The 25,557-nt window shown below is 36.7% G+C and carries 19 protein-coding genes; 14 read left to right on the top strand and 5 right to left on the bottom strand.

Annotated features, from left to right (window positions below; translation table 11 throughout):
- Positions 1–145 precede the first annotated feature (145 nt).
- On the top strand, positions 146–1,654 hold the full coding sequence (glpK, locus tag FFX44_RS10035; protein WP_289980571.1) for a glycerol kinase GlpK: 1,509 nt from the start codon (positions 146–148) through the stop codon (positions 1,652–1,654).
- A gap of 15 nt (positions 1,655–1,669) precedes the next feature.
- A complete protein-coding gene (locus tag FFX44_RS10030) occupies positions 1,670–3,346 on the top strand; it encodes an FAD-dependent oxidoreductase (RefSeq protein WP_289980570.1) in 1,677 nt (558 codons plus the stop codon).
- Positions 3,347–3,461: 115 nt separating this feature from the next.
- Here the strand turns inward: FFX44_RS10030 and FFX44_RS10025 are convergent, their stop codons facing one another.
- Positions 3,462–5,690, bottom strand: coding sequence for a LysM peptidoglycan-binding domain-containing protein (locus tag FFX44_RS10025; RefSeq protein ID WP_289980568.1), 2,229 nt, complete (start codon positions 5,688–5,690; stop codon positions 3,462–3,464).
- A gap of 136 nt (positions 5,691–5,826) precedes the next feature.
- Positions 5,827–6,657, bottom strand: a complete 831-nt coding sequence (locus FFX44_RS10020; RefSeq protein ID WP_289980610.1) for a YitT family protein — start codon at positions 6,655–6,657, stop codon at positions 5,827–5,829.
- Positions 6,658–6,845: 188 nt separating this feature from the next.
- On the opposite strand from FFX44_RS10020, the gene FFX44_RS10015 reads away from it, so the two are divergent.
- Positions 6,846–7,340 carry a peroxiredoxin gene (locus FFX44_RS10015; protein ID WP_289980566.1) on the top strand — a complete coding sequence of 165 codons (495 nt, stop codon included), beginning with the start codon at positions 6,846–6,848 and terminating at the stop codon, positions 7,338–7,340.
- 229 nt (positions 7,341–7,569) lie between these two features.
- Here FFX44_RS10015 and FFX44_RS10010 read toward each other — a convergent pair whose 3' ends face one another.
- The gene (locus FFX44_RS10010) at positions 7,570–8,481 is read right to left on the bottom strand and encodes a cation diffusion facilitator family transporter (RefSeq protein WP_289980563.1); all 912 of its coding nucleotides are present in this window, start codon (positions 8,479–8,481) and stop codon (positions 7,570–7,572) included.
- A gap of 186 nt (positions 8,482–8,667) precedes the next feature.
- On the opposite strand from FFX44_RS10010, the gene FFX44_RS10005 reads away from it, so the two are divergent.
- The 6 genes from FFX44_RS10005 to FFX44_RS09980 all read left to right on the top strand — a co-directional run bounded on the left by FFX44_RS10005 (position 8,668) and on the right by FFX44_RS09980 (position 17,329).
- Entirely contained in the window at positions 8,668–9,507 is an 840-nt protein-coding gene (locus FFX44_RS10005) for an aldo/keto reductase (RefSeq protein ID WP_289980562.1), read from the top strand.
- A 241-nt stretch (positions 9,508–9,748) separates the two neighbouring features.
- Entirely contained in the window at positions 9,749–11,131 is a 1,383-nt protein-coding gene (locus FFX44_RS10000) for a class II fumarate hydratase (RefSeq protein ID WP_289980560.1), read from the top strand.
- 64 nt (positions 11,132–11,195) lie between these two features.
- Positions 11,196–12,587, top strand: a complete 1,392-nt coding sequence (locus tag FFX44_RS09995; protein WP_289980558.1) for a flavocytochrome c — start codon at positions 11,196–11,198, stop codon at positions 12,585–12,587.
- A 160-nt stretch (positions 12,588–12,747) separates the two neighbouring features.
- Positions 12,748–13,065: a PTS sugar transporter subunit IIB gene (locus tag FFX44_RS09990; protein ID WP_289980556.1), complete on the top strand. Its 318-nt coding sequence runs from the start codon at positions 12,748–12,750 to the stop codon at positions 13,063–13,065.
- Positions 13,066–13,101: 36 nt separating this feature from the next.
- Entirely contained in the window at positions 13,102–14,580 is a 1,479-nt protein-coding gene (locus tag FFX44_RS09985) for a family 1 glycosylhydrolase (protein ID WP_289980555.1), read from the top strand.
- A 217-nt stretch (positions 14,581–14,797) separates the two neighbouring features.
- On the top strand, positions 14,798–17,329 hold the full coding sequence (locus tag FFX44_RS09980; protein ID WP_289980554.1) for a M1 family metallopeptidase: 2,532 nt from the start codon (positions 14,798–14,800) through the stop codon (positions 17,327–17,329).
- A 163-nt stretch (positions 17,330–17,492) separates the two neighbouring features.
- On the opposite strand, the gene FFX44_RS09975 is transcribed toward FFX44_RS09980, so the two are convergent.
- Positions 17,493–18,437: a ketopantoate reductase family protein gene (locus FFX44_RS09975; RefSeq protein WP_289980552.1), complete on the bottom strand. Its 945-nt coding sequence runs from the start codon at positions 18,435–18,437 to the stop codon at positions 17,493–17,495.
- A gap of 751 nt (positions 18,438–19,188) precedes the next feature.
- Between FFX44_RS09975 and FFX44_RS09970 the strand changes: the two genes are divergently transcribed.
- Entirely contained in the window at positions 19,189–20,145 is a 957-nt protein-coding gene (locus FFX44_RS09970) for a 2-dehydropantoate 2-reductase (RefSeq protein WP_289980550.1), read from the top strand.
- Positions 20,146–20,251: 106 nt separating this feature from the next.
- Positions 20,252–20,515, top strand: a complete 264-nt coding sequence (locus tag FFX44_RS09965; protein WP_289980549.1) for a hypothetical protein — start codon at positions 20,252–20,254, stop codon at positions 20,513–20,515.
- A gap of 302 nt (positions 20,516–20,817) precedes the next feature.
- On the opposite strand, the gene FFX44_RS09960 is transcribed toward FFX44_RS09965, so the two are convergent.
- Positions 20,818–21,687 (bottom strand): LysR family transcriptional regulator, encoded by an 870-nt coding sequence (locus FFX44_RS09960; RefSeq protein WP_289980546.1) that lies wholly within the window; start codon positions 21,685–21,687, stop codon positions 20,818–20,820.
- A gap of 127 nt (positions 21,688–21,814) precedes the next feature.
- Here FFX44_RS09960 and FFX44_RS09955 point away from each other — a divergent pair, with 127 nt between their 5' ends.
- Genes FFX44_RS09955 through menC form a run of 3 tightly spaced genes read left to right on the top strand, consistent with a single transcriptional unit; the run spans position 21,815 to position 25,536 of the window.
- Positions 21,815–23,152, top strand: coding sequence for a M20/M25/M40 family metallo-hydrolase (locus tag FFX44_RS09955; protein ID WP_289980543.1), 1,338 nt, complete (start codon positions 21,815–21,817; stop codon positions 23,150–23,152).
- 24 nt (positions 23,153–23,176) lie between these two features.
- The gene (locus FFX44_RS09950) at positions 23,177–24,406 is read left to right on the top strand and encodes an MFS transporter (RefSeq protein WP_289980541.1); all 1,230 of its coding nucleotides are present in this window, start codon (positions 23,177–23,179) and stop codon (positions 24,404–24,406) included.
- 23 nt (positions 24,407–24,429) lie between these two features.
- On the top strand, positions 24,430–25,536 hold the full coding sequence (gene menC / locus FFX44_RS09945) for an o-succinylbenzoate synthase (protein ID WP_289980538.1): 1,107 nt from the start codon (positions 24,430–24,432) through the stop codon (positions 25,534–25,536).
- The last annotated feature ends 21 nt before the right edge of the window (positions 25,537–25,557 follow it).

The raw sequence follows: 25,557 nt of genomic DNA, 5'->3' as shown, positions 1-25,557 counted from the left end.
TTTTACACGATATTTTTGTGATAAGATGAGCAGCTGGGGAAAGGCTATTCACTAAGAAAGTAAAAGCTCAATTTCTTGCAATTTTATATAAATGGTATATGCTAATTTTATAGAAAGCGCTACCAAAAGATGGAGGCTGAATAAAATGACAGAGAATTATATTTTAACAATTGATGAAGGCACAACAAGCACAAGAGCTTTGATTATTGACCATAAAGGTAAGATTGTATCCGATGCTCAACGTGAATTTCCGCAATATTTTCCGCATCCTGGGTGGGTTGAACATAATGCCAATGAGATTTGGAATGCGGTTCTTTCAACAATAGCGAATGCATTTATCAATTCAGGAATACAGCCAAAACAAATTAAGGCTGTTGGAATTACAAATCAGCGTGAAACGACTGTCATCTGGGATAAAGAGACAGGGTTACCAATTTATAACGCGATTGTGTGGCAATCTAGGCAGACAAATGAGATTGCACAGGACTTAAAAAAGAAAAAATATGCAAAGATGATTCATGAGAAAACTGGATTAGTAATTGATCCGTACTTTTCTGCTACAAAAGTCCGTTGGATACTCGATCATGTTGAAGGGTCACAAGAAAGGGCAGAAAACGGTGAGCTTCTTTTTGGAACTATTGATACATGGATTGCGTGGAAACTATCGGGTGGAAAAATTCATGTTACAGACTACAGCAATGCTAGCCGTACTATGTTGTTTAATATTCATGATCTTAAATGGGACAAGGATATATTGCAATTATTAAATATTCCAGAAGCAATATTGCCAGAGGTTAAAAGTAATTCAGAGGTGTATGGAACAACTGCTAACTATCATTTTTATGGGAGTGCAGTTCCAATTGCTGGAATGGCAGGTGACCAACAAAGTGCATTATTTGGGCAGCTAGCTCTAGAATCAGGGATGGTTAAAAATACTTATGGTACTGGATCATTTATTGTGATGAATACGGGAACCGAGCCAATAATGTCAGCAAATAATTTATTGACAACAATTGCATATGGAATTGACGGCAAGGTTAATTATGCTTTAGAAGGGTCGGTTTTCGTTTCAGGTTCAGCTATCCAGTGGTTAAGAGATTCAATGCAGTTAGTTGACAGTGCTCCAGATTCGGAAAAGGCTGCACTCGAGTCTGAAAGCCAGGATGAAGTTTATGTTGTTCCAGCATTTACAGGATTAGGCGCACCATATTGGGATTCTGATGCTCGTGGAGCAGTTTTTGGTATTACCCGTGGGACGACACGCAAGGACTTTATTAAGGCTGTTCTACAGTCATTAGCATATCAATCAAAAGATGTGGTTGACACAATGTATGAAGATACAAAAATCAAAATACCAGTTTTAAGAGTAGATGGTGGGGCATCAAATAATAATTACTTAATGCAATTTCAATCTGATATTTTGAATATTCCGATTGAAAGAGCTGCAAATGTTGAAACAACAGCAATGGGAGCTGCTTTTTTGGCAGGCTTGGCAGTTGGATTCTGGGATAGTGTTGACGATTTGAAGAAAATCTTTGCTGTAGGAAAGAAATTTGAACCGAATATGGATGAAGAAAGACGGAATGATTTATATACAGGATGGAAGCATGCGGTTAAAGCAACGATGGAGTTCAAGTATAACAAGCATCAATGATAAGGAGGGGTATTGATGACGACTTTTAATATGCAGACAAGAGAAAATAATTTACAGAAAATGCAAGATGAAGAACTTGATGTGCTAGTAATCGGTGGTGGGATAACGGGTGTCGGAATTGCCCTAGATGCTGAGACGAGAGGCTTGAAGACTGGTCTAATAGAAATGCGGGACTTTGCTTCTGGAACTTCCAGCAGATCAACTAAACTTGTTCATGGTGGGTTGCGCTATCTTAAACAACTTGCGATTCATGAAGTGGCAGAGGTTGGATCTGAGCGGGCAATTGTCTACGAGAACGCACCACATGTGACAACACCGGTGAAGATGATGCTTCCATTTTATGCAGGTGGAACTTTTGGTAAGTTCACAACAGCACTTGCTCTAGACGTTTACGATTATTTAGCAAAAGTGAAAAAAAATGAGCGAAAATTCATGCTTGATCCTAGTGACTCTCTTAAGCGCGAGCCATATCTAAAGGCTGATGGATTAAAAGGAACCGGAGTATATGTTGAGTATCGAACAGATGACGCACGGCTTGTTTTAGAGGTAGCTAAAAGGGCAAATGAACAAGGAGTTTTGTTGGCAAATTACACAAAAGTTACCGACCTGACATACAATGGCCAAGGAAAAGTGAATGGGGCAAGATATGTTGACCAAGTCTCCGGTGAAACAGGGACAATTTATGCAAAACGTGTTGTTAACGCAGCGGGACCATGGGTAGATAATATTAGACAAATGGATGGTGATGTAGGCAAGCATTTGCATCTTACTAAGGGTGTTCATTTAGTTGTTGATAATGCAAAATTCCCAGTTAAAAATGCGATTTTCTTTGATACACCGTTCAATGATAAAAGGATGATGTTTGTCATTCCACGTGAAGGCAAGACATATTTTGGTACAACTGATACTAGTTGGGATAAAGATGCAAGTGAGCCATCAATTACAAGTAAAGATGTACATTATATTTTGAGTGCCGTTAATCAGATGTTTGCAATTGAACCACTGGTTTTCGCAGATGTTGAGTCTGCTTGGTCAGGTGTTAGACCATTAATTCAAGAAGAAGGCAAGAGTCCTTCCGAAATTTCGCGTAAAGATGAAATTTTTCATTCGGATTCGGGTCTATATTCAATTGCAGGGGGTAAGTTAACCGGATATCGCAAGATGGCAGAGAAGATTATTGATAAATTGGCTAAAGATTTTGTACAAGAATATGGCGACTATCACTATGTAGAGACACAAACAGAAAATTTACCATTGTCAGGGGCAGATAATAAGGGGAGTAAGGGATTTAAAGAGTTCTTACCAGAAGCAGTTGAACGAGGTATTGATGACGGTTTAGAGGAAGCACAAGCAGAAGCTCTAGTTCATCGCTATGGTCTAAATGTTGATGAGGTCTACAAGTTTTTAGCAGAAGCTAAGGAAGCAGCTACAGAATTGGATCCGCTTGATTATGCTCAACTGCATTATGGGTTAGAAGATGAAATGGTAGTTCATCCAATTGATTATCTTTTACGTAGAAGTAGTCAAATGCTATTTGGATTTGAACACATGAAGTTGGTTTATAGAGGAATAATTGATGAAATGGCTAATTACTACAACTGGTCAGATGAAACAAAGGGTAAGATGTTGGCTGAAGTTGAAAAACAGATTGAAATTAGGCAGGCCTTCAAGAAAGCGGAGGTTACGAGTTAGAGATTATTAAATTTTACCAATTTTATAGCACATGTTTGTTTATATGGAAAATCAATAACGGGGCTGGGTCAAAGTTTAAATTTAACTTTGACCCAGCCCCGCATGTATTTAGCAGTTACTTTATTGTTAATGATTGCCCAACGTAAATAGTATCGGAACTCAAGTGATTCGTGGACTTGATTTGTGTAACAGTTGTGTTGTATTTAACAGCCAACTGCCATAAGGAATCGCCAGATTTAACTGTATAAGTTTTTTCCATTGCAGAAGTAGATGAACTAGAACTGCTATTAGTTGTTGCGGCTGTATTTGAGACTTTTAAGGCTTGTCCAATATAAATAGTGTTAGTGTTCAGAGAATTTAATTCTTTTAACTTAGTTACTGTGAGCCCATACTTATTAGCGATAGCCCAGAGTGAGTCACCAGACTTAACAGTATAAGCAGAAGTTGACGAAGTAGCAGAAGTTTCTGAGCTCGACTTATTTGAATTATTTGAGTTGTTCGAACTAGAACTGTTACTGCTGGACTGTGAAGCAGTATTTGAAACTTTTAAGGCTTGTCCAATATAGACAATGTCTGAAGAAAGACTATTCCAGCTCTTCAAGTCAGCAACAGAAATACCATATTTGTTAGCGATAGCCCAGAGCGAGTCACCGGACTTAACAGTGTAACTAGCTGTTGTGGAGGCCGAGAAATTTCCTGAATTCGAAGTACCTGAACTAGAACTACTACTGCTGGATTGTGAAGGAGCTGAAACCTTCAAAGCTTGTCCGATGTAGATAGTGTCTGAAGAAAGGCTATTCCAGCTCTTCAAGTTAGCAACAGAAATCCCATATTTGTTAGCGATGACCCAAAGTGAGTCACCAGACTTAACAGTATAATTAGACGTAGAAGAAGATGTAGAATTACTTGAATTATTCGTGCTAGAACTGCTTGAACTAGAGCTGCTATTGTTGGACTGTGAAGAATTAGAGACTTTCAAAGCTTGTCCAATATAGATGATGCTTGACGAAAGACTATTCCAGCTCTTCAAGTTAGCAACAGAAACACCATATTTGTTAGCAATAGCCCAGAGCGAGTCACCAGACTTAACAGTATAAGTAGATGCAGTAGAGGATGCAGAGCTACTTGAATTATCTGAATTAGAACTGCTTGAACTAGAACTGCTACTGCTGGATTGTGAAGAAGCTGAAACTTTCAAAGCTTGTCCAATGTAGATAGTGTCTGAAGAAAGACTATTCCAACTTTTCAAGTTAGCAACAGAAATCCCGTACTTGTTAGCAATAGCCCAGAGAGAATCACCAGACTTAACGATATATGAGGTGGTCGAACTATCTGAAGTAGAGGAACCGGAACTGCTATTATCATTGGAGCTACTAGAACTTGATGAAGAATTAGAAGAACTAGTATTAGAACTGTTCGAATTAGTAGTATCGTATTTTGTTAAGTTGTACTGGCTAATAATAGACAAAAGTTTCGTAGCATAAGTAGGGTCAGTTGCATATGTACCATACTTACCCTTGGCAAGGTTAGATGCGGCAATTGAAACTGAAGCTGCATTAGCTTTGGTCGAATTGCTGAAATTATTAGATATTAGCTTTGCATATGCAACTAACGAGTCACTGTAACTGCTATATGACTGAAACTTGGCAGAAACCGTATGGTAGGTACCACTATAATATTCCGATGTATTCATAGTGATATAACTGCCAGATCCAGAATACTTAATACCAAAGAGATTATGAGCTCTGGTAGATAAAGAACTAGTACCCCAAGCACTCTCAGTTGCAGCTTGCGCAATCATTAGAGATGCATAGAGATTATACTGCTGTGCAACCTGTTGTGCCGCACTAGCAATACTATTGATAAAAGCAGATACTTTTACGGGAGCAGATGTCAAAGAGGACGTATTTAAAGTAATGGCACTTGCAGATGAAATCGCCGTATTAGCTGAACTGCTAGAAGATGAGGCCGCAGAATCTTGCGAACTTGAGCTGCTAGAAGATACAACGGAAGACTTCTGAGCACTACTACTTGAATTAGCAGTGCTTTCTGCTGCAGAACTAGATGTACTTTCAGTGCTTGAAGCGACTGAATTAGTTGAACTGGCAGAACTTGTATTCGAAGTCAGAGTGCTGCTTGATGCATCAGTGCTTATGGATCCAGCAGCAGAAGTGACAGCATTTTGAGAAGTTGTGGTGTTGGCTTTTACTTTAAAAATTGGCAGAGCGGCTGAGCCAAGCAAAAACCCCGTTCCAACGTATGAAGCAGTTCGGCTGATGCCTTTGATATGCTTGATTTGCTGTAAATATTTTTGATGAGCAATTCGTTCCCTACGTTTTTTCAAAAAATTCCCCCCTTAAATAAATTCTTTTTTAAAATTTAATTTCAATATTGACATATAAGAATAATTACAGTATAGCAAAAGAATATTATAATATGAACTATAATTACTAAGATAAATTATTACAATAAGATTACAACTAAAGTAGACGATATATGTCAACTGCACGCACACTGCGAACATTTTCAGTGATGATTAGGGCAGAGGGGTCAGTGGCTGCTATGAGAGGGATAATTCTTACAAGACTTTTAGAAGTACAGACAAAATATATAATGGGTTTTTCTGATTGACTGTAAAAGCCAGTAGCTTGCAATAAAGTGACACCTTGCCCTAGTGAATCGGAGATAGCTTGGGCAATACTATTGTTGTGAGATGAAATAATCTGAATTACTTTTTTTGAACCAAATCTTTCTAGAGCAAGGTTTGTTATTTTGGCAGAGATGTATAGCTCAAGAACTGTTAGCAACATGTTTTCAAATCCGATAATGAATACGGATGGAATCGCAACAATCAAGTCAAAGAAAAGTGTGGCTGAACCTATAGGTATTCCAAGATATTGATTAAGAATTCTTCCCAAAATAGTACTACCTGCAATAGATCCTTCTGAGTTTAAAATCAGTCCCATAGAAATTCCGGTTAAAGCACCACCGACAATAGTTGGAATGATAGTTTGTTGTGTATGATAAATATAGATAACGGGAAGCTTTAGAAAAATAGAAAGCCAAATAATTGCCCAAAGTGATAATAAAATTGTTTTTCGCTTGAGATATTTCAATCCAATCAATAATAAGATGCTGTTAAGAACAAGATTCGTTATGTATGCAGGAATTTGTAATGTATAAAAAGCAATGGTTGTCAGGCCAGTAACTCCACCCTCACCCAATCTTGTGGGAATAAGAAAATAATTTATTGAAATTGCATATAATAATGAACCCAAAGTGATATAAAATAATTTGCGAGTTGTTTTTATGAGTAATGACTCCCTTCAGAAGATAATTATTTAGTGCAATCTAAGTATAAATATAACGGTTTTATAAGACAAGATGGGTAGAGATATTTTTTTGTATAAATGTAATTTTTAGCAGAACAAATATTTTGCCTATCAGGGAGTTTCTAGCATACAATTGAGACAATTAAGTTATGGAAGGAATGGTCAAAATGAAGATAACCAGACATGAAAAACCAGCAACTACTAATGGAGAACCAACAAGCATTGCAAGTAGTTTTCCAGAATTCGAATTAAGAAGTACACAAGGTGAGACTGTTACAAAAGCAGATCTCAGCGGAAACTATACGCTAATCAGTGTTGTTCCAGATATTAATACCCGTGTGTGCAGTCTTTCGACAAAAAAATTCAATGGAGATATAGATAATTTTCCAAATATTAACTTTTTGACTATTTCAACTAACACTAGTGAACAACAACAAAATTGGTGTGCTGCTGAAGGTGTTGCAAAGATGAAATTACTCTCGGACTCAGAAGGTTCTCTTGGGAAAAAAGTAGGAATTTTCGTAGAGGATGGAAAGATTGATGCCCGTAGTATCTGGATTCTCAATCCTAATGGTGAAGTAGCATACCGCGAGTTGATTGTTGAACAGTCAAATGAGCCGGATTACCAAGCTGCTTTAGAGTTTTTGAATGAAAATAAATGAGCCATTCAGTAGTTCTTAGTTTTTAAGTAAAAATTAGATTTGAAACATTGTATATAATAGTTTTGTTATGAATAAGCGGGGAGTGTGCCATACGGGAAATCGAAGTTAGACGGAGGATTTTGACTTATGGCGCACGTTTATACGGAATAAATAGAGAGGTTAGGCCAAACATTAACTTTTGACCTAGCCTCATTTTCCGTATAAATACAACCTCCATTGAAACGTGTTTCTATTTGTTGTTTACGCTGCTATTCTCATCCTCACTGGATAGGCACATCGCCTTTTTTAGGCCACGGGTACATTCAGCTTGAATTGTAACATGACTAATATTGTACTTATCTTTTAATATGCTTTCAATACTGCTATATATCTTCTCGGTTTCACTCAGTGGCAAATCGGGCAGATTGACGTGTACAGATGCCATTAGCTCATTTTCATTAATTGACCAAGAATGAAAGTGATGAACATCCTTTATTTCAGGAATAGCTAACAAATCATTCTTAACGTGTTCGACATTAATATCGGGTGATCCTTCCATAAGGATTCTGAATGTTTGCTGGATAATTGGGAGAGATTCATAAGCAATATAGAGTGATACTAAAATAGTAATAACAGGATCAATCCAAGTGAGATTAAAAAAGTAAATAAAAATGGAACCAATTATTACTCCAATTGAGGCAAGGGAGTCACTTAACAGGTGTAAGTAAGTAGCTTTAATATTAAGATTATTGTTTGCTCCGCCATGTAACAAGAGAGCAGCACCTAAATTAGCAATAAAACTAACGACTGCCACCCAAAACATGATTGCACCCTTGACGGCTTCAGGATGCTGAATACGATTAATTCCTTCGAATAATAAGAATAAAGAGATTAATACTAATATGATTGAGTTGAGCAGAGCAGTTAGAATTTCTGCACGGCGATAACCATAGGAGTTTTTAGGAGTAGCCTTTTTGTGGCCGATAGCATTAGCAAAATAGCTTAAAACAATTGAAAAAGTATCACTAAAATTATGAAATGCATCAGAAATCAGTGAAAGGCTGCCTGAAAGTAGGCCGCCAACTAATTCAAAAAAAGTAATTAAAATATTTAGAGTCGTGACTGATAAGAATCTTAAGTTAGTGTTATTAGATTGTTCCATACTCCTACTTCCCCTCTATGATGATATGAGTATATGTTCATATTGTCTTAAATATAGCACTGGGGGTTAGGAAAAACAATGAGAATCTATCAGAAATTTAAAAAAATAAAAAAGAAACGCTTCTGTAACAATTCTTGAAGATATCTGATGTATCATCAATATATAAATAAAAAGGAGGAACTGCACATGGAACAATTCTTTGATTTTGGCAGTGGTTCGAAGGTCAATCGTTTAGGATATGGGACAATGCAATTGCCTGGTGAGGGTGTTTGGGGACCTGCTAAAGACGTTGAAAATGCTGTGGAGGTAATCACAACTGTAATTGATAATGGTGTTAACTTTATTGATACTGCAGATTCGTATGGGCCTTTTTTCGCCAATCTTTATTTGAAAGAAGCATTGAAACAGCGGCCGGATAGCAATGTAATGGTAGCAACAAAAGTTGGATTTACAAGACAAGGGCCAGGGCAATGGACCCCTAATGGCCGTCCGGATTATCTAAGGCAACAGGTTGAATTAAATTTGTTTTCATTGGGATTGAAGCAAATTGATCTTCTACAGCTTCATAGAATTGACAAGACGGTCCCTCTTGAAGATCAGATCAATGTTCTAAAGGAATTGCAAAGTGAAGGAAAGATTAAGCATATTGGGTTGAGTCAAGTTTCAATTCCTGAAATTGAGGCAGTACAAAAGATTGTTCCAATCGTATCTGTTCAAAATAGATATAATTTGATTGACCGTGCTGATGAAGATGTATTGGAGTTTGCTGAAAAAAATCATTTGGCGTTTATTCCATGGTTCCCACTTGCAACAGGAAAGTTAAGTAAAGATAAAAGATTGCTGAAGATTGCAGATAAATACGATGCAAGCTCTTCGCAGATTGCGCTGGCTTGGCTATTGAAAAAGAGTGCAGTCGTAATGCCAATTCCTGGTACTAAGTCAAAGGAACATGCAGTGCAGAATTTAAAAGCAGCTAAGATTGAACTAACGGATGCTGAATTTAAAGAACTTGAAAATTTAAAATAGTAGAAAATATGAAGGCAGTACAAAGTCGGGGGAATTTGAAAACTAACTCAAAATTATGAACATAGTGAAAACTTTGCTATGAATGATTCTAAGTTAGACGGAGAGTTTTGACTTATGAAACACGTTTATTCTTAATAGATAAAAGAGGAACCGAATCAAAATATAACTTTTGACTCAGCTCCCTTGTAAAATTTATTGTGTAAAACTTAACAAACTATCATATAAAAGGAGTTGCAACAAAGTGGATTTTAGAGTTGAGAGCGATACAATTGGGCCTGTTAATATTCCTGTAAATGTCCTGTGGGGGGCACAAACTGAGAGAAGTAGGCAAAATTTCAAAGCGGGCAACAAGATGCCTTTGGATGTAATTAGAGTATTATTAGTAATTAAAAGGTCCGCCGCAGTGGCTAATGGGCAACTAAGAAAGCTGACTGAAGAAAAAAGTGATTTAATTATCAAGTCGGCTGATGCCTTATTACAGCTTGAAGATGCAGAATTAAGGCGTGACTTTCCATTGCGCGTTTATCAAACCGGTTCCGGGACACAAACGAATATGAATGTTAATGAAGTTATCGCCCATATGGCGAAGCAGCTTAATTCCAGTCTAGAAATTTTACCAAATGATGATGTTAATATGGGTCAAAGTTCTAATGACGTTTTCCCTACCGCGATGAATATTGCAGCGACTCAGGCTTTGAAGAATGTCATTACAGAAGTTCAGAAACTAACTATCACGTTAAAGAATAAACAAGATCTTTATTGGGAGACTGTAAAGATAGGGAGAACACACCTGCAGGATGCAACGCCATTGACTTTTGGTCAAGAAATTAGCGGTTGGGTAAGCATGTTGGAGCATGATTTAGGGTTTATCAATGGTACAAAGGAGAGTTTGTATGAATTGCCGCTAGGAGGAACTGCGGTAGGAACAGGGCTGAACACAACAAAAGAATTTACTGAAATTGTAAATGATGAGCTTAGTAAATATTATCAAGGCAAATTCAATGTGAAAAATAATAAGTTTTATGGATTAGCTGCACACTCAGCGATAAACGCTGTACATGGGACACTAAAAACGTTGGCGGCAGATTTGCTTAAAATTGCAAATGATGTTAGGTTTTTAGCAAGCGGTCCTCGTGCTGGGTATGGTGAATTGAATATTCCGGCAAATGAGCCTGGATCATCAATCATGCCAGGTAAAGTTAATCCTACGCAGGCCGAGGCACTAACGATGGCAGCTGTGCGTGTGATTGGCAACGACACAGTAATTTCAGTGGCAGCATCACAAGGAAACTTTGAAATGAATGTTTATAAACCTGTGATTATTGAGGCTTTTCTGGAATCAGCGAACTTGCTGGCGCTTACCGTCAATGGCTTTAATGAAAAAATGATTGCTGGAATGACAGTTAATGAAAAGAAAATGGCAGCTTTAGTAGATAATTCACTAATGACTGTTACAGCTTTGTCACCGCATTTGGGATATCATAAAAGTGCTGAGATCGCACAAAAGGCACAAAAGCAAGGCCTTTCATTGAAAGAAGTGGCATTAGACTCGGGAGAGATTTCAGAAAGTGATTTTGATAAATGGGTAGATCCTAAGAAGATGACACAAATTAACTCAAAGTAAAGAGTGTGTGTAGGAATAGAAAGTTTAAATGTAAATAGTGCTAAAAATGAGAGGAGAAAAAAGAATGCCTGAAAAGTTCGTTTTCACATCTAGCCCAATTGAGCAACTTAAAGCAGATTACGATGTAATAATAATAGGCTCCGGCAGTACGGGCCTAACTTGCGCAATCCAAGCAAATGAACTTGGACTCAAACCAGTTATTCTAGAAAAAATGGATAAGATTGGAGGTAATACTAATCGTGCATCATCTGGCATGAATGCTGCCGAAACGGAAGTACAATTAACACATGGAGTAGTTGACAGTTTTGCTGAATTCTATAATGAGACATATCAAGGTGGAGGAAAGCTGAATAACCAAGAAATGTTGGAATATTTTACTACGCATGCTGCATTGGCGATTGAATGGCTTTCTTCGCACAATATAGAGTTGACGGATCTAACGATTACAGGTGGAATGAGCAAAAAAAGAGCACATCGGCCAGCTTCAACTGCACCAGTTGGAGCATATTTAATTAAAGGGCTGTTAGGTGTTGTTCAGAGAGAGAAAATTCCTCTATTTACACAAGTTAAGGTTGAACATATAAAGAAGAATACGGCTGATATGCAAGTAGTTATCAGTCTGGATGATAAGACGCAAAAGACGATTACGGGGAAGTCGATTGTCATTGCAACCGGTGGCTTTGGGGCTGGCAGTGAATGGATCAAGAAATATCGTCCAGAATTGATGAATTATAAGACGACCAACCAAAGTGGTGCAACGGGGGATGGATTGTTGCTGGCACAAGAAATAGGCGCGGAATTGATTCAGATGGAAATGATTCAAATTCATCCGACAGTGCAACAAGACACACCGCATGCATATCTGATAGGCGAAACGGTTCGTGGTGAAGGGGCCATTCTTGTATCTGCAAAAGGAAAACGATTTGTTGATGAATTGGATACAAGAAAAATTGTTTCACATGCAATTACTGCTTTACCAGAAAAGAGTGCGTACCTAATCTTTGATGAAAAAGTCAGAAAACGTGTTAAGGCAATTGAATTCTATAATCATATAGGATTGATAAAGAGTGCACCAACAATTGCTGAATTGGCTGAAATCTTAAAAATTGATAGTAAGAACTTAGTTTCAACTTTATCAGAATGGAATAAGGCAGTTGAAACCACAGTGGATACCGAATTTGGCAGAAAAACAGGAATGAACATCAAATTAGATGCAGGGCCATATTATGCAATTCATGTTGCACCAGCAGTCCATTATACAATGGGTGGGGTCCATGTTGATGAGAAGACCAGAGTATTAGATGGAAATGGATATGTGATTCCAGGAATTTTCGCTGCTGGAGAGGTTGCAGGTGGATTACATGGTAATAATCGAATCGGAGGCAACTCCATTGCAGAAACAGTTGTTTTTGGAAGACAGGCTGCACAGCAAGCATATGTGTATTTGAAGCAATAGTTGGGTTGAAAACTAGATAAGAGTTCTTCTTTGCTAGAGTTGTTTAAAAGACAGCTCTATTTTTTTATAAATCTTAGAAAGGTTGAAAGCGCTATCTAAATAATGTAAAATAAGTGTGTAAATAGATATTTAAAAATGATGAAGAGAGGATATGTTTATTATGAGTGAAAAAACTATTATGTTATGTTGTGCAGCAGGTATGAGTACTAGTATGCTTGTCGCTAAGATGCAAGGTGCAGCAAAGGAACAAGGCAAAGAATATGATATTTTTGCAATCTCGGCGTCCGAAATTAGTCAAAAGTTAATAGAAAAAGAAATTGATGTTGTTTTATTAGGGCCGCAGATTAGATACATGAAGAATGATGTTAGTAAGAAGTTACTTGATAAAAAAATTCCACTGGATGTAATTGATATGCAGGCATATGGGATGATGAATGGTGCAAAAGTTTTGAAACAAGCAGAAGAATTAATGGCTTAATGGACCATAATTTTAATCAGCGAGAGGTGACAAAGAATGGGCTTTCCAGAAAATTTTTTGTGGGGTGGAGCTACTGCTGCTAACCAGTATGAGGGAGCGTACTTAGAGGATGGCAAAGGCTTAAATACCGCAGATGTATTAACTAATGGCTCACATACTGAAGCACGAAAGGTTACATGGATTGACAAGAAAACAAATAAAAAAGGGCATACCCCGGTAATGTGGGGTAAGAAATTCGAGCTACCGATGGATGCAACTCCTACAGTACTTGAAGATGAATACTACCCGAGTCATACAGCGACTGACTTTTATCATCACTACAAAGAAGATATTGCTTTAATGGCCGAAATGGGATTTAAAGTATATCGATTATCAATTAATTGGGCAAGAATTTTCCCAAACGGGGATGATGAGCAGCCTAATGAGTTAGGTCTAGAGTTTTATGATCAGGTATTTGATGAATTAGAGAAATATGGAATCGAACCATTAGTAACTTTGTCCCATTATGAGACACCGCTTAATTTATCTGTCAAATATGGTGGTTGGATTAACCGTAAATTAATTGACTATTTTGAAAAATATTCGTCTATTGTAATTGAACGTTATCATGATCGAGTGAAGTACTGGTTAACATTTAACGAGATTAATGCGATGGACTTGGCCCCTTATATTGCAGGAGGTGTGCTTAATCCCACACCACAAAACCGAGCTCAAGCCGCACATAATCAATTTGTTGCTAGTGCAAAAGTAGTTAAACTTGCGCATAGAATTGATCGGGAAATTAAAGTAGGACAAATGTTGGCTTATCAACCCCTATATTCCTATACATGTGACCCAGTTGACCAAGTTAAAATTATGGAAATGAATCAGAAAATGTTATTTTACTCGGATGTACAAACTGGCGGAAAGTACCCTGAGTATCGCTGGAAAAAATATGAACGAGAAGGAATTGTACTTGATGATAGTCCCGAAGATTATAAGCTGCTTGCGAAATACACTGCCGATTTTTTAAGCTTTTCATGTTATGGTTCTTCTGTGTTCACAACACATCAAGAAGAAGCAAAGGCAAGTGGAAACATGGGAATTAATGGAATAAAGAATCCCTATTTGGAGACTAATGCTTGGGGATGGGCTACTGATCAAGAATGTCTGCGGATAGTGTTAAACACATTGTGGGATAGATACCATAAACCTCTTTGGATCGTCGAGAATGGGATAGGTTGGGCTGATGTTCTTGAAGATGGAGAAGTACATGACGATTATCGAATTAAATATTTAAAGGCGAATATTAAATCAATGAAAGACGCAATTGAGATTGATGGTGTTGATTTATTAGGGTATACAATGTGGGGATGCATTGATTTGGTATCGGCGGGAACCGGCGAAATGAGGAAACGATACGGCTTTGTCTATGTTGATCGTGATGATCAAGGAAACGGGACTCTGAAACGAATTCCAAAAGACTCGTTTTACTGGTATAAAGAAGTAATACAGAATAATGGTTCAGAAATCTAGAAGATACGATAAAAGTAGCAGTCCTTGAATAAAGGTCAAAAATTTAACTTTATTGGCAATAAAACTGCAGAAAGTAACTATTTCATTGTGGATTTGTTGCTTATTTAAGTTATCGACAATTTAGGGCTTCAAAAGTAAAGGATATGAAACTTGTCTGTTTCAAGTTAGTACTATAAGGATGTATAATAATTATATTCTGATAAAGCGGGGAGAAAATATGACTGAAATAGCACAATTCTACAATGATTTCCAACCAGCACATTATGATATCTACATTGAGATAGATCGTAAGACTAAGAAAATAAATGGGACAACCAAGATTACGGGAATCGCAACCAGCACAAATATTGCAATTCATCAAAAAAATCTGAAGGTTAGTCTTGTTGAGGTAAATGGGAAACAAAGTAAATTTGAGATTGATACGGCTAGTGAGGCTCTTCGTCTGACTGTAGATAAACCGGGTGAAATTGAAATCAAGATTGATTATGAGACGAAATTAACTGATTCGATGATGGGTATTTATCCTTCTTACTATGAAGTTGATGGTGTCAAAAAACAGATTATTGGGACCCAGTTCGAGACAAATTTTGCGCGCCAAGCATTTCCTTGTATTGACGAACCTGAGGCGAAAGCAACATTTGATTTAGCTTTGAAATATGATGAACATCCAGGAGAATTGACACTGGCTAATATGCCTGAAAATCATGTTAAAGCTGGTGTACACTATTTTGATACGACTGTTCGGATGTCAACATATCTGGTGGCATTTGCGTTTGGGGACTTGCAAGGCAAGTATGCTGAGACTAAAAGTGGGGTTAAGATTGGGGTTTTTGCAACAAAAGCACATAAGGCTAATGAATTAGATTTTGGCTTGGATATTGCAAAACGTTCAATTGAATTTTATGAAGATTTCTATGAAACACCATATCCACTGCCACATTCATGGCAATTGGCGTTACCTGACTTTTCGGCAGGAGCAATGGAAAACTGGGGCTTGGTGACTTATCGTGAAGCCTATCTGACACTTGACCCAGATAATACTTCACTAGACATGAAGCAACTTGTTGCTACTGTAATCGCTCATGAGCTAGCTCATCAATGGTTTGGCGATTTAGTAACCATGAAGTGGTGGGATGATTTATGGTTGAATGAGAGTTTCGCTAACATGATGGAGTATGTGGCAATTGATGCATTAGAGCCAGATTGGGGAATCTGGGAGACTTTCCAAGCGGCGGAAGTTCCTGCAGCATTGCAAAGAGATGCAACTGATGGTGTTCAATCGGTGCATGTTCAAGTTGAAAATCCTGCTGAGATTGATGCATTATTTGATGGTGCAATTGTCTATGCTAAGGGAGCCAGAATGTTAGTGATGGTTAGAGCACTAATCGGCGATACTGCATTGCGGGCTGGTTTGAAAGACTATTTTGAAGAACATCAATACGGCAATGCAACCGGTGCTGATTTATGGAAAGCACTAGGCAAAGCATCAGGAATAGATGTGTTAAAGATTATTAACTCTTGGCTAGAGCAACCGGGTTATCCTGTAGTAACTGCAAAAGTTGTAGATGACAATATTGTCCTGTCACAGAAACAGTTTTTTATTGGTGAAGGCCATGATGAGGGACGTCAATGGCAAATTCCACTGAACAGTAACTACGAAGAAGTTCCTACAATTATGTCGAAAAATGAAGTTACAATTGCTGGGTACCAGCATTTGCGGGAACAAAAGGGTGAACCGCTGCGAATCAATGTTGGTAATAGCTCACACTTTATTATCAGATATGATGATACGTTGTTGAATGATATCTTACAGGATGTTACGGAATTTGATTCGATCACACAATTGCAAATTCTTCAAGACTTGCGTTTGCTGGCTGAGGGTAATCAGGTTTCATATGAAACAATTGTGCCATTACTTGGCAAGTTTGCAGATAGTAAATATGCATTAGTCAACACTTCTTTGTACAGTGTAGCGAGAAATCTGCGTAAATTTGCGGCACCACATACTCCAGAAGAACAAAATTTAAAGATGCTGTATGTTAAATTAAGTGCACACCAAGTTGAACGCTTAGGTTGGATTCAAAAAACAAATGAATCGGTTGATGATCAATTAACGAGGCCTTATGTTGTTGGTGCAGCAATCTATGGTGACAATGAGACAGCCGTTGCTCAAGCTCATAAGTTGTTTACTGCAAATCAAACCCAATTATCAGGTTTACAGGCGGATGTCCGCGCGGCAGTATTAATAAATGAAGTCAAAAGTTTCGGTAGCCATGAATTATTCGAAAAGTTATTGGCAGAGTACCGTCAATCAGCAGATGGAAGCTATAAAGCAGATATTTGTGGAGCATTAACAAGTACCAAAGATTTAGTAATTCTTAGGGAACTTGTTGACAAATTTGAAGATTCAGAAACAATTAAGCCACAAGATTTGCGTGCTTGGTTTGCAGGGGTATTATCAAATGATGAAGGTGAGCAGCTAGCCTGGGACTGGATTAGAAATGATTGGCAATGGTTGGAAGCTACTGTTGGTGGCGACATGGAGTTTACGACTTTTATCACAGTAATTGCCCGCGTTTTGCGTACCGAGAAAAGACTGTTTGAGTTTAAAGACTTCTTTGAACCTAAGCTGGAGGTTCCTGGACTGACACGTGAAATTAAGATGGATACAAGTGTAATTGAAAGCCGTGTTAAGTTAATTGCTGAACAAGGAGAGAGTGTAAATAAAGCAATTAAAGAAGCATTATAAAAATATAGTAATATAAGGCAGAAAAAAGCTGAGGCAAATTTTGAATTTTGCTTCAGCTTTTTTTGATTCTGGATAAGCGGATACTCTAAGTCAAAAATTTCCGTTTAATTCGAAATTATCAGTTTGTGTCATACATCTTTTTCCTATGTTTGTTTGAGTCTCTTTAATGATGGCGTGTGTGTTCTGCTAAGTGAACCAAATGAGTCAGGAATGCATGTGTTGAGGCTTCATAACGGTATTTTCTACCAAGATCAACGAGATAGCCATTGATGTAATCAACTTCAGTTGGACGATTGTGTGACATGTCTTGATACATTGAAGGGTAATGTAGCGGATTAGCAACTTTTGACACATAATTAACACTATTTAATTCTTCTTGACGTGAGTTAATCATGGTAATGTTTGCACGTTCGCAGATGTCGTAGGCTTCATTAATCAATTGGCGACTCAGTTCATCGGCACCGGGATAGCTTGCAAACTCTCCCATGGTGATTTCAAAGAGTGTGCATAATGTGTTGACAACAGAATTGAAAACAACTTTGGCCATTAAGGTCCCTAAGAAATTAGTGGTTAAGGTCGGATTGAATTGTGCTTTTTCAAGTTCTGTTACAATTTTATGTGTCAGCTCATCCGGCTTTTCAGTATAATTTGCCAAATTCATTGTTCCGGCTCCACGTGCACCAATAAAATCGACATCTCCAGGTCCATTCAAGACTGTAGCGACAAGGGCAGTTCCAGCAATTAATTTTTCGGGTTTAAAATAATTTAACAGCTTTTCAACGTGTCCCATTCCATTCATACATGTTAAGACATATTGATTTTCGTTGAATTTAGGTGCTGTTCGTTGGAGCAGACTTTCAAGTTGCATTTGTTTTGCGAAAACTACCCATACGTCAGGATTACCCGTATATTCTTCAGGATAAAACATCTTGATAGGAGTGAGCTGCCTATTCTTATGATCACGTGATACAAAGACACCGTTTTGTTTTTTGACTGCTTCAACATTTGGTTTCCAAGTATCAACAAATTCAACCTCATTGCCCGCTTCTTGAAGTAAAACACCATAGCGATAACCCATAGCGCCTGAACCTAATACTGTAAATTTCATGAAGACTCCTCCTAGTAATATTTTATGATGAAGATGAAAAAAAGGACGTCCAATAGACAAATGTCTAAAGGACGCCCTCGCGTGGTACCACCTTTTGTTCACTCACGATGTGAGCCTTTATTCGAACTAAAAATCAATTCGTCAGCACTATAATGGGTGCCCCCAAAGTGATTTACTTATTTGCTGCAAATTTCGACCACTACGCTCAGAGATGATTTTTATTAATCTAGGATACCTACTTTCACCAAGATTAGGTTCGCTAAATCCATCTAATTAATAAAGCTTCTCATCAACACGCTATCTCATCTTTTTTTAATATGTTTGAAGTCTAATACTTTTTTTTGCTGTAGTCAATAGCTTTTGAAAGAAAAGATGATTATATGTAAAATGAATTTAAAATTAGTTTTTTATTAAAAAAAGATTGACATCTTAAACTTCTTGGAATAAACTAATACCAATATTAATAGACTAGTTTATTCAACTACAAAGATTAATGACTTAGTTTTGCTTAGAGAGTATGTGGTGGTGCAAACATATCAAAACTATTTTACGAAAGTTGTATTTGAGAGCTTGCTTTCAGAGGTAAGATGGATACTTCCATTATAAAGTTGGAATAACAATTTTGTTATTTCCTGTAAGATGAACTTTTTAGTTCAAAAAAGGTGGTACCGCGTTTACGAACGCCCTTGGATTGATGATACAATCAATCTAAGGGCGTTTTTTGTATTAAAAAAAAGGAGATGTTGATAGTATGAAGTATGGAGTTATTGGTGCAGGCGCAATGGGTTATCGTTATGGTGTTATGTTACAGGAGAATGCAGGTGTTGAGGTTGACTTCATTGATACTTGGGAACCAAATGTAGAGAAAGTTCGTGAGTTGGGTGGAGTTTCAGTAGCCAGAGACCATGAAAATCGGAGGGTTGTTCCAATTAATATTTATTATCCAGAAGAATATCAAGGTCATCCCGATGTATGGATAGTTTTTAAAAAACAAATGCAGCTGGAAGAAGAACTCGCACGTGATGCCAAAGCAGGACTTTTTCATGATGATCAATATGTTTTTTCTGCGATGAATGGAATGGGTCATTTTGAAAAAATCGCTCAATATTTTTCACCTGAGAAAATAATTTGCGGGACTGCAATGATTGCCACAAGGTTAGATGGACCAGCAGATGTTGATTTTATGGGAGCAAAAGGTGCAGAAGTTATGCATCTTGCCATGTATGCAAGCAAGAGTGTTCCAGGAGAGATTACAGATTTTGTTGCGGATTTGAAAAAAGCATACTTAGGGCCAATTGTTGTTGCAGATTATCTTGGAATGTGCATGTCAAAAGTGGTTTTTAATGCTGTTGTAAATACGTTGTGTACGATGTTTGAAGTCCAAATGGGTCAGTTTATTGAGTATGAAGGTGTTCCTCAGATGGCACGTCAATTATTTGATGAAGCATATGATGCGTGCGAACGGGCTGGAATTTATCTGATTGAAACTAGACAAGAGGAGATTGATTCAGTTACAACTACAAGCCATGCACTTAAGTATCATTATCCGTCTATGTATCAAGACTTTTCTAAAGGAAGGCCAACAGAAGTTGACTATATCAATGGCTATATTGCAAAAATCGGTCGTGAACATGATTATATTTGTCGTACTCATGAATTTGTTACACAACAAGTTCACCTGGCTGAGTTGATGAGAAAATATCACTAAAAAATATTTTACACAATCTACTTGACGGGATACTAAAATGATTGATATACTCAAGGATATATCAATGTTTTAAACTCAAAGAGTTAAAAAAGAGGAGGAAATAATTATGGTATTTGGACACGTGTTATTCGGAACTATCGCAGTTATTGGTGTTTTACTCTTGGAAGTAGGTTTTTATCGAGAATTTAATCGTCTAAATATGATTCAGAAACTAGGAATCTTTTTGACTATCTTTGGGTTAGTTGCAACAACTGCATTAGGAATTTTCTTAGCTGGAAGTTTTCTTGCTGGCATAGTGGTTGCAGCATTAGGTGTAGTACTGTTGGGTATTTTGGTACGACCAGTGTTTAGTATTGAAAAAACAAAATGATTTAGTATGATTGAGCAGATTAAATTGATGAAAAAAGATGCTACCAATTTTGGAAGTATCTTTTTTTTAAAAAAATTTTCGTAAATTGTAAATTTAATATTTCTTAAAATAGATAGGGACTGAGTCAAAAGTTAATTTTTGATTCAGTTCCTTTATTTATTACGAGTAAACATGTTTCATAAGTCAAAACTCCCTTTAACTTCGAATTACTCATAGCAAAGTACTCGCTATGTTCGTAATTTCTAGTTGGGACTCAAATTTTCCCAACTTATGACACACTCTTTTCAGTGTAAAATAAAGAATTATGATTTTCCCAATTCTTCAAAATATTTCAAAATAGCATTCTTTACGTTAACATGATATTTTCGTTCTTCTAGTGAGGGTAAATAACTTAAATAAAGCTTTCTTTTTAAAATATCTGGTTCAAAATGTGCTAGATGAATTTTAGGTTTAACTGGCATATTCCAAGATTTTTCGGGAATAAAACCAATTCCAATATTTTCTGAAATCAAACCAAACAAGGTGTTTAGATCACTCGTTACAAATTCAGGCTTAATTGCAAACTTGGATTCTCTAAAATAATTTTCAATAATCCCTCTTAATGGAGAGGGATTGGTCATAATAATTTTTCTGTTTTTCAATTGATTCAAATTAACTGTGTTAAAAGAAGCGAGTTCAGAATTAGTACTTGTGGCAATTAGTATTTCTTCATCAAGCAACAAAATATTTTCATTGCCTTTAATTGGATAAGTAGAAAACTCAAAGTCATAGCGGTCCAACCAGTCACTCTCCAAACCATGTTGGGCAAGCTGAATATCCACCTCGGGAACTATTTTTTTAATATGATGAATTATTTCTGGAATGAGAGGTGAGGTTCGCTGTACACGTAAAATAATACTGTGTGCTTTCAAATCATTTAGTCGTTGTGCGATTACAACAGCATCATCAATTAGTTCAAGTGCTTGTCGGATATTATGGTGAAACGATTTTCCTTGTGGGTTTAATTCCAACGAATGCTTATTACGAGAAAAAAGTTCGATACCAAGATCTTGTTCAAGCTCTTTAATACTACGGCTAAGGGCAGGTTGAGAAATATGAAGCTTTTTAGCCGTTTGTGAGATATTTTGAGTTTCAGCAACTTCGATAAAGTAATGTAATTGTAAAAGGCGCATTTTGAATCCTCCCTAATATAACATTTCTGATATAGTCTATTGCATTTATTGTATTTTACAACATTAATCTATAGCAATATAATTTTTATTAAAATTAAAATTAAATTAAAAAGAGGTGAGTTTTAGTATGAGAAAGTTCATTGAGACACATATCGGATACTTTGAAGATATTTTGGATAAGTTTATACGATTGAGAAGTACTAGTGGCAATGAAGATCAAGAAGCTGCTGTTTTTTTCCTAGATAGATTATTGACCCGATTATTTGCTGCAAAGGTAAAAATAATTAATACGGATGGTGCACCTTTGATTGTAGCAACAGTCACTGGTAAGTCAGATACAACTAAATTATTCTATGGACATTATGATGTGATGCCTCCAGGAAATATTAATGAATGGAATAGTGAACCTTTTACCTTGAAGAAAGCTAACGATAGGTATTGGGGCAGAGGAACAGGTGATAACAAAGGGCAGCTATTGGCAGTAATTTTTGGATTATATATGTACAAAGAGGTTCATGGGAATTTTCCATTTAATATTCAATTGGTAATTGAAGGTGAAGAGGAACAGGGCAGTCCCCATTTAAAAGATACAATTGTTAAGCTAGCTAGTAAGACGTTAAATAATGTTGATTCAGCTTTTGTGGTTGATGGCTCAATTAATCAATTTGGACAACATATTTTGAGATTGGGTAATCGTGGTGCATTTGGATTCGAAATCAGAGCTAAGACCGCTCTAAATGATAATCATTCTGGCAATATGGGAAATGTCATGGATAATGCAGCTGCAAAGCTTATTAACATATTGAATAAGATATATGATTTTTCACAGGAAAGAGTATTGATTCCGAATTTCTATGAAGGTGTCAAGGAACCAAACCAGCAAGAAGAAAATTGGTTGGCTGAATTACCCTATGAAAAAGAAGTAATTGAGGAACAGACCGGTGTAAAAAAATTACCATGTAATGCTAAAGAATATTATCACAAGTTAATGTTTGAACCTACTTTTAATATTTCAGGTATAAATGCAGGGTATAGCGAAAAAGGTATAAAGACAATTATTCCACACCAAGCTATTCTAAAAATAGATTGTAGGTTGGTAGGAAGACAAAATATTACTGAGATAAAAAAGGGATTACAGCAATTACTAAAGGAAGATCTTCTTTCAGAAGAATTTGTAGTTGATTATTTAGTTGAAGTTCCAACAAGTAATACTGCAAGTAACGCACCGGATATTAAAAAAATATGTAAAGCATTGAAAAAAATAGATGGCAAGGCTTTAGTAGAGCCCGTTATGCCAGGAACGGTACCAAACTATATTTGGACAGATGTATTGAAAGTACCTGCATATACATTGCCGCTTGCAAATTTTGATCAGGCTAATCATTCAACGAATGAGAATATTAGCCAAAAGGCATTTATTGAGGGTATTACTTTAGTTTATGAATTAATACAAAATTTGGCTTAAGTCAAACGTAGGGGAGAAATGATTATGGATCAAATAATGGATCAGAAAAAGAAACCAAAAGTAACTTTTATTTTAATTTATATTGCCTTTATAATTTGTTTTATTGATCGTTCAGCAATAAATATTGCTCTTTCATATATTGGAACAGAATTTCATTTAAGTACAACACAACTAGGTATTGTTTCAAGTGCATTTTTCTTCAGTTATGCTTTTATGCAGATACCTGGAGGCTGGCTTACTGATAAATTTGGTTCAAAGTTGACAGTTATTATTGCAATTACTATGTGGTCAATTTTTACTATCACAACAGGTTTTGCATGGTCACTTGCATCATTATTAGTTATTAGAGTTTTGTTTGGAATAGGTGAGGGTGCATTTCCTTCGGCTAGTTTGAAGCAAATAGCAGAAGAATTTACCTATAAGTCACGGTCACAAGCAACATCAGCAATTGTTTCATCAAATTATGCTGGTGCGGCGATTGCTCCTGTTCTAATCGCACCAATCATCGCAACCTTTGGGTGGAAGAATGCTTTTCATTTAATGGGTATTTTAGGGCTGGTTTTTGTAGTAGTCTACTTCTGTCTCTTAAGACCAATCAGAAAACAGAATCAGACCTTAGCTGAAACTACACAGAAGGTACCATTAAGAGCGGTTATTTTCGACAAAATGATTTGGCAATTTGTTATTGTTGTTTTTGGTCTAAGTGTTATCACAAAAGGCTTAGACTCATGGATGCCGACATATTTATTGCAGGTAAGACATATCAATCTAGCTGGGATTGCTTGGATGGTTCCTTTACCATCTGTTGCGGCAGGTGTAGGTGCTATTTTGAGCGGCTATTTAATGGTTCATTTTTTTGTAGGAAGAGAAAAATGGTTTATTGCTTTAGCAAGTCTGTTGACTACTGTATTCATGTTTGGTATGTACCATTCCACAGAACTAACTTGGGTTATTTCATTTGAAATATTGACATATTTCTTTAAATCAATGGCGTTTAGTGGTTGCTTTGCATTGTTTGCACAGTTAGCTTCAAGGGAATCATATGGTTCATCCGTGGGCATTGTTAACTTTGGTGGACAATTAGCTGGATTTTTAGCACCTATTTTAATTGGTATTTTGGTAGAACAATTTGGTGGTTCATATAGTGTGGCATTTTTGTTCTTGGTAGCTGCTGCAGCAGTATCATTCATTGTTGCATTAACATTCAATACTAAGAAGATGGCAGAATCAAAAAAAGATGCAGAAATTAACTAATGAAATGATAGGAGATTTGTGTAATGTTTATTAAAAGTGTCAAGATGTATAAAGTTGATTTACCCTTAAATAAACCCTTCGAGACAAGCTTTGCTGCAATGAAGTACAAAAAGTGTGTAATTCTGGAATTAAAGGATCGAGATGGAACATTGGGTTACGGAGAATCTTCAGCACTGGAAATACCTTTTTATAATGAGGAATTTAGGGAGGGTAGTTGGAAATTATTAGAAAAGCAAATGATTCCCAAAATAATGAATGTACAAATTAATCATCCAGATGATATTTATAAAATTTTTGCATATATAAGAATGAATAATATGTCAAAATCTGCAATCAATTGTGCACTATGGGATATCTATGCAAAACAAAATAATAAAACTTTGGCAGAAGCACTTGGCGGAAACAAAGTAAAAGTTGAAACGGGTGTAAGCATTGGGATACAAGAGTCACCGGAAGCATTGGTCAAAGCAGTATCAGGATATATTGCAGATGGCTATCGTCGGATTAAGATGAAGATTAAACCAGGTAAAGATTATGAATATATTGCTGCGGTAAGAAAGCAGTTCCCGAATGCTATGTTAATGGCAGATGCAAATTCAGCATATCGTCTAAAGGATATTGAGCTACTGAAAAAATTAGATGACTTAAACTTAATAATGATTGAACAACCATTAGAACCTGGTGACTTGATTGACCATGCAACCCTTCAAGCGCAATTGAAGACAAGCATCTGTTTGGATGAGAGCATTGTGAGTCTTGACGATGCTGAAAAAATGTTGAAACTAAAAAGTGGAAGGATTATTAATATTAAAGTTGCACGTGTTGGTGGCCTAGGTATGGCAAAAAAGATACAAAAATTTGCTATTGAAAACGGAATTGAGTGTTGGTGTGGTGGAATGCTTGATTCTGGAATTGCTCGTGCCGCAAATGTTGCGATTGCAACGCTACCGGGATATACATTACCCAATGATATTGCTGCTTCACATCGATATTATGATGCGGATATTATCAAGCCAGAAATTGAACTTGATGGAACATTTGTAAATGTCTCTAAAGAAAATGGGTTGGGGTATCAACCTGATTTCGAAAATTTAGCTAGATTTACAGTAGCGGAAAAAGAAATACACTGAAGTCTAAAAAAGTTACAAGGT

It is taken from the genome of Lactobacillus sp. UCMA15818, from assembly GCF_030400225.1.
Lineage (GTDB): Bacteria > Bacillota > Bacilli > Lactobacillales > Lactobacillaceae > Liquorilactobacillus.
This window is presented reverse-complemented; position numbering and strand designations above follow the sequence as displayed.

What these genes read in the sequence shown, in the direction of transcription:
- menC (WP_289980538.1), top strand. Translation starts at nt 24,430, where the DNA reads ATGTTTATTAAAAGTGTCAAGATGTATAAAGTTGATTTACCCTTAAAT.
- FFX44_RS09990 (WP_289980556.1), top strand. Translation starts at nt 12,748, where the DNA reads ATGAGTGAAAAAACTATTATGTTATGTTGTGCAGCAGGTATGAGTACT.
- FFX44_RS09995 (WP_289980558.1), top strand. Translation starts at nt 11,196, where the DNA reads ATGCCTGAAAAGTTCGTTTTCACATCTAGCCCAATTGAGCAACTTAAA.
- FFX44_RS09975 (WP_289980552.1), bottom strand. Translation starts at nt 18,437, where the DNA reads ATGAAATTTACAGTATTAGGTTCAGGCGCTATGGGTTATCGCTATGGT.
- FFX44_RS09980 (WP_289980554.1), top strand. Translation starts at nt 14,798, where the DNA reads ATGACTGAAATAGCACAATTCTACAATGATTTCCAACCAGCACATTAT.
- FFX44_RS09960 (WP_289980546.1), bottom strand. Translation starts at nt 21,687, where the DNA reads ATGCGCCTTTTACAATTACATTACTTTATCGAAGTTGCTGAAACTCAA.
- FFX44_RS09970 (WP_289980550.1), top strand. Translation starts at nt 19,189, where the DNA reads ATGAAGTATGGAGTTATTGGTGCAGGCGCAATGGGTTATCGTTATGGT.
- FFX44_RS10015 (WP_289980566.1), top strand. Translation starts at nt 6,846, where the DNA reads ATGAAGATAACCAGACATGAAAAACCAGCAACTACTAATGGAGAACCA.
- FFX44_RS09955 (WP_289980543.1), top strand. Translation starts at nt 21,815, where the DNA reads ATGAGAAAGTTCATTGAGACACATATCGGATACTTTGAAGATATTTTG.
- FFX44_RS09985 (WP_289980555.1), top strand. Translation starts at nt 13,102, where the DNA reads ATGGGCTTTCCAGAAAATTTTTTGTGGGGTGGAGCTACTGCTGCTAAC.
- glpK (WP_289980571.1), top strand. Translation starts at nt 146, where the DNA reads ATGACAGAGAATTATATTTTAACAATTGATGAAGGCACAACAAGCACA.
- FFX44_RS10005 (WP_289980562.1), top strand. Translation starts at nt 8,668, where the DNA reads ATGGAACAATTCTTTGATTTTGGCAGTGGTTCGAAGGTCAATCGTTTA.
- FFX44_RS09950 (WP_289980541.1), top strand. Translation starts at nt 23,177, where the DNA reads ATGGATCAAATAATGGATCAGAAAAAGAAACCAAAAGTAACTTTTATT.
- FFX44_RS09965 (WP_289980549.1), top strand. Translation starts at nt 20,252, where the DNA reads ATGGTATTTGGACACGTGTTATTCGGAACTATCGCAGTTATTGGTGTT.
- FFX44_RS10010 (WP_289980563.1), bottom strand. Translation starts at nt 8,481, where the DNA reads ATGGAACAATCTAATAACACTAACTTAAGATTCTTATCAGTCACGACT.
- FFX44_RS10030 (WP_289980570.1), top strand. Translation starts at nt 1,670, where the DNA reads ATGACGACTTTTAATATGCAGACAAGAGAAAATAATTTACAGAAAATG.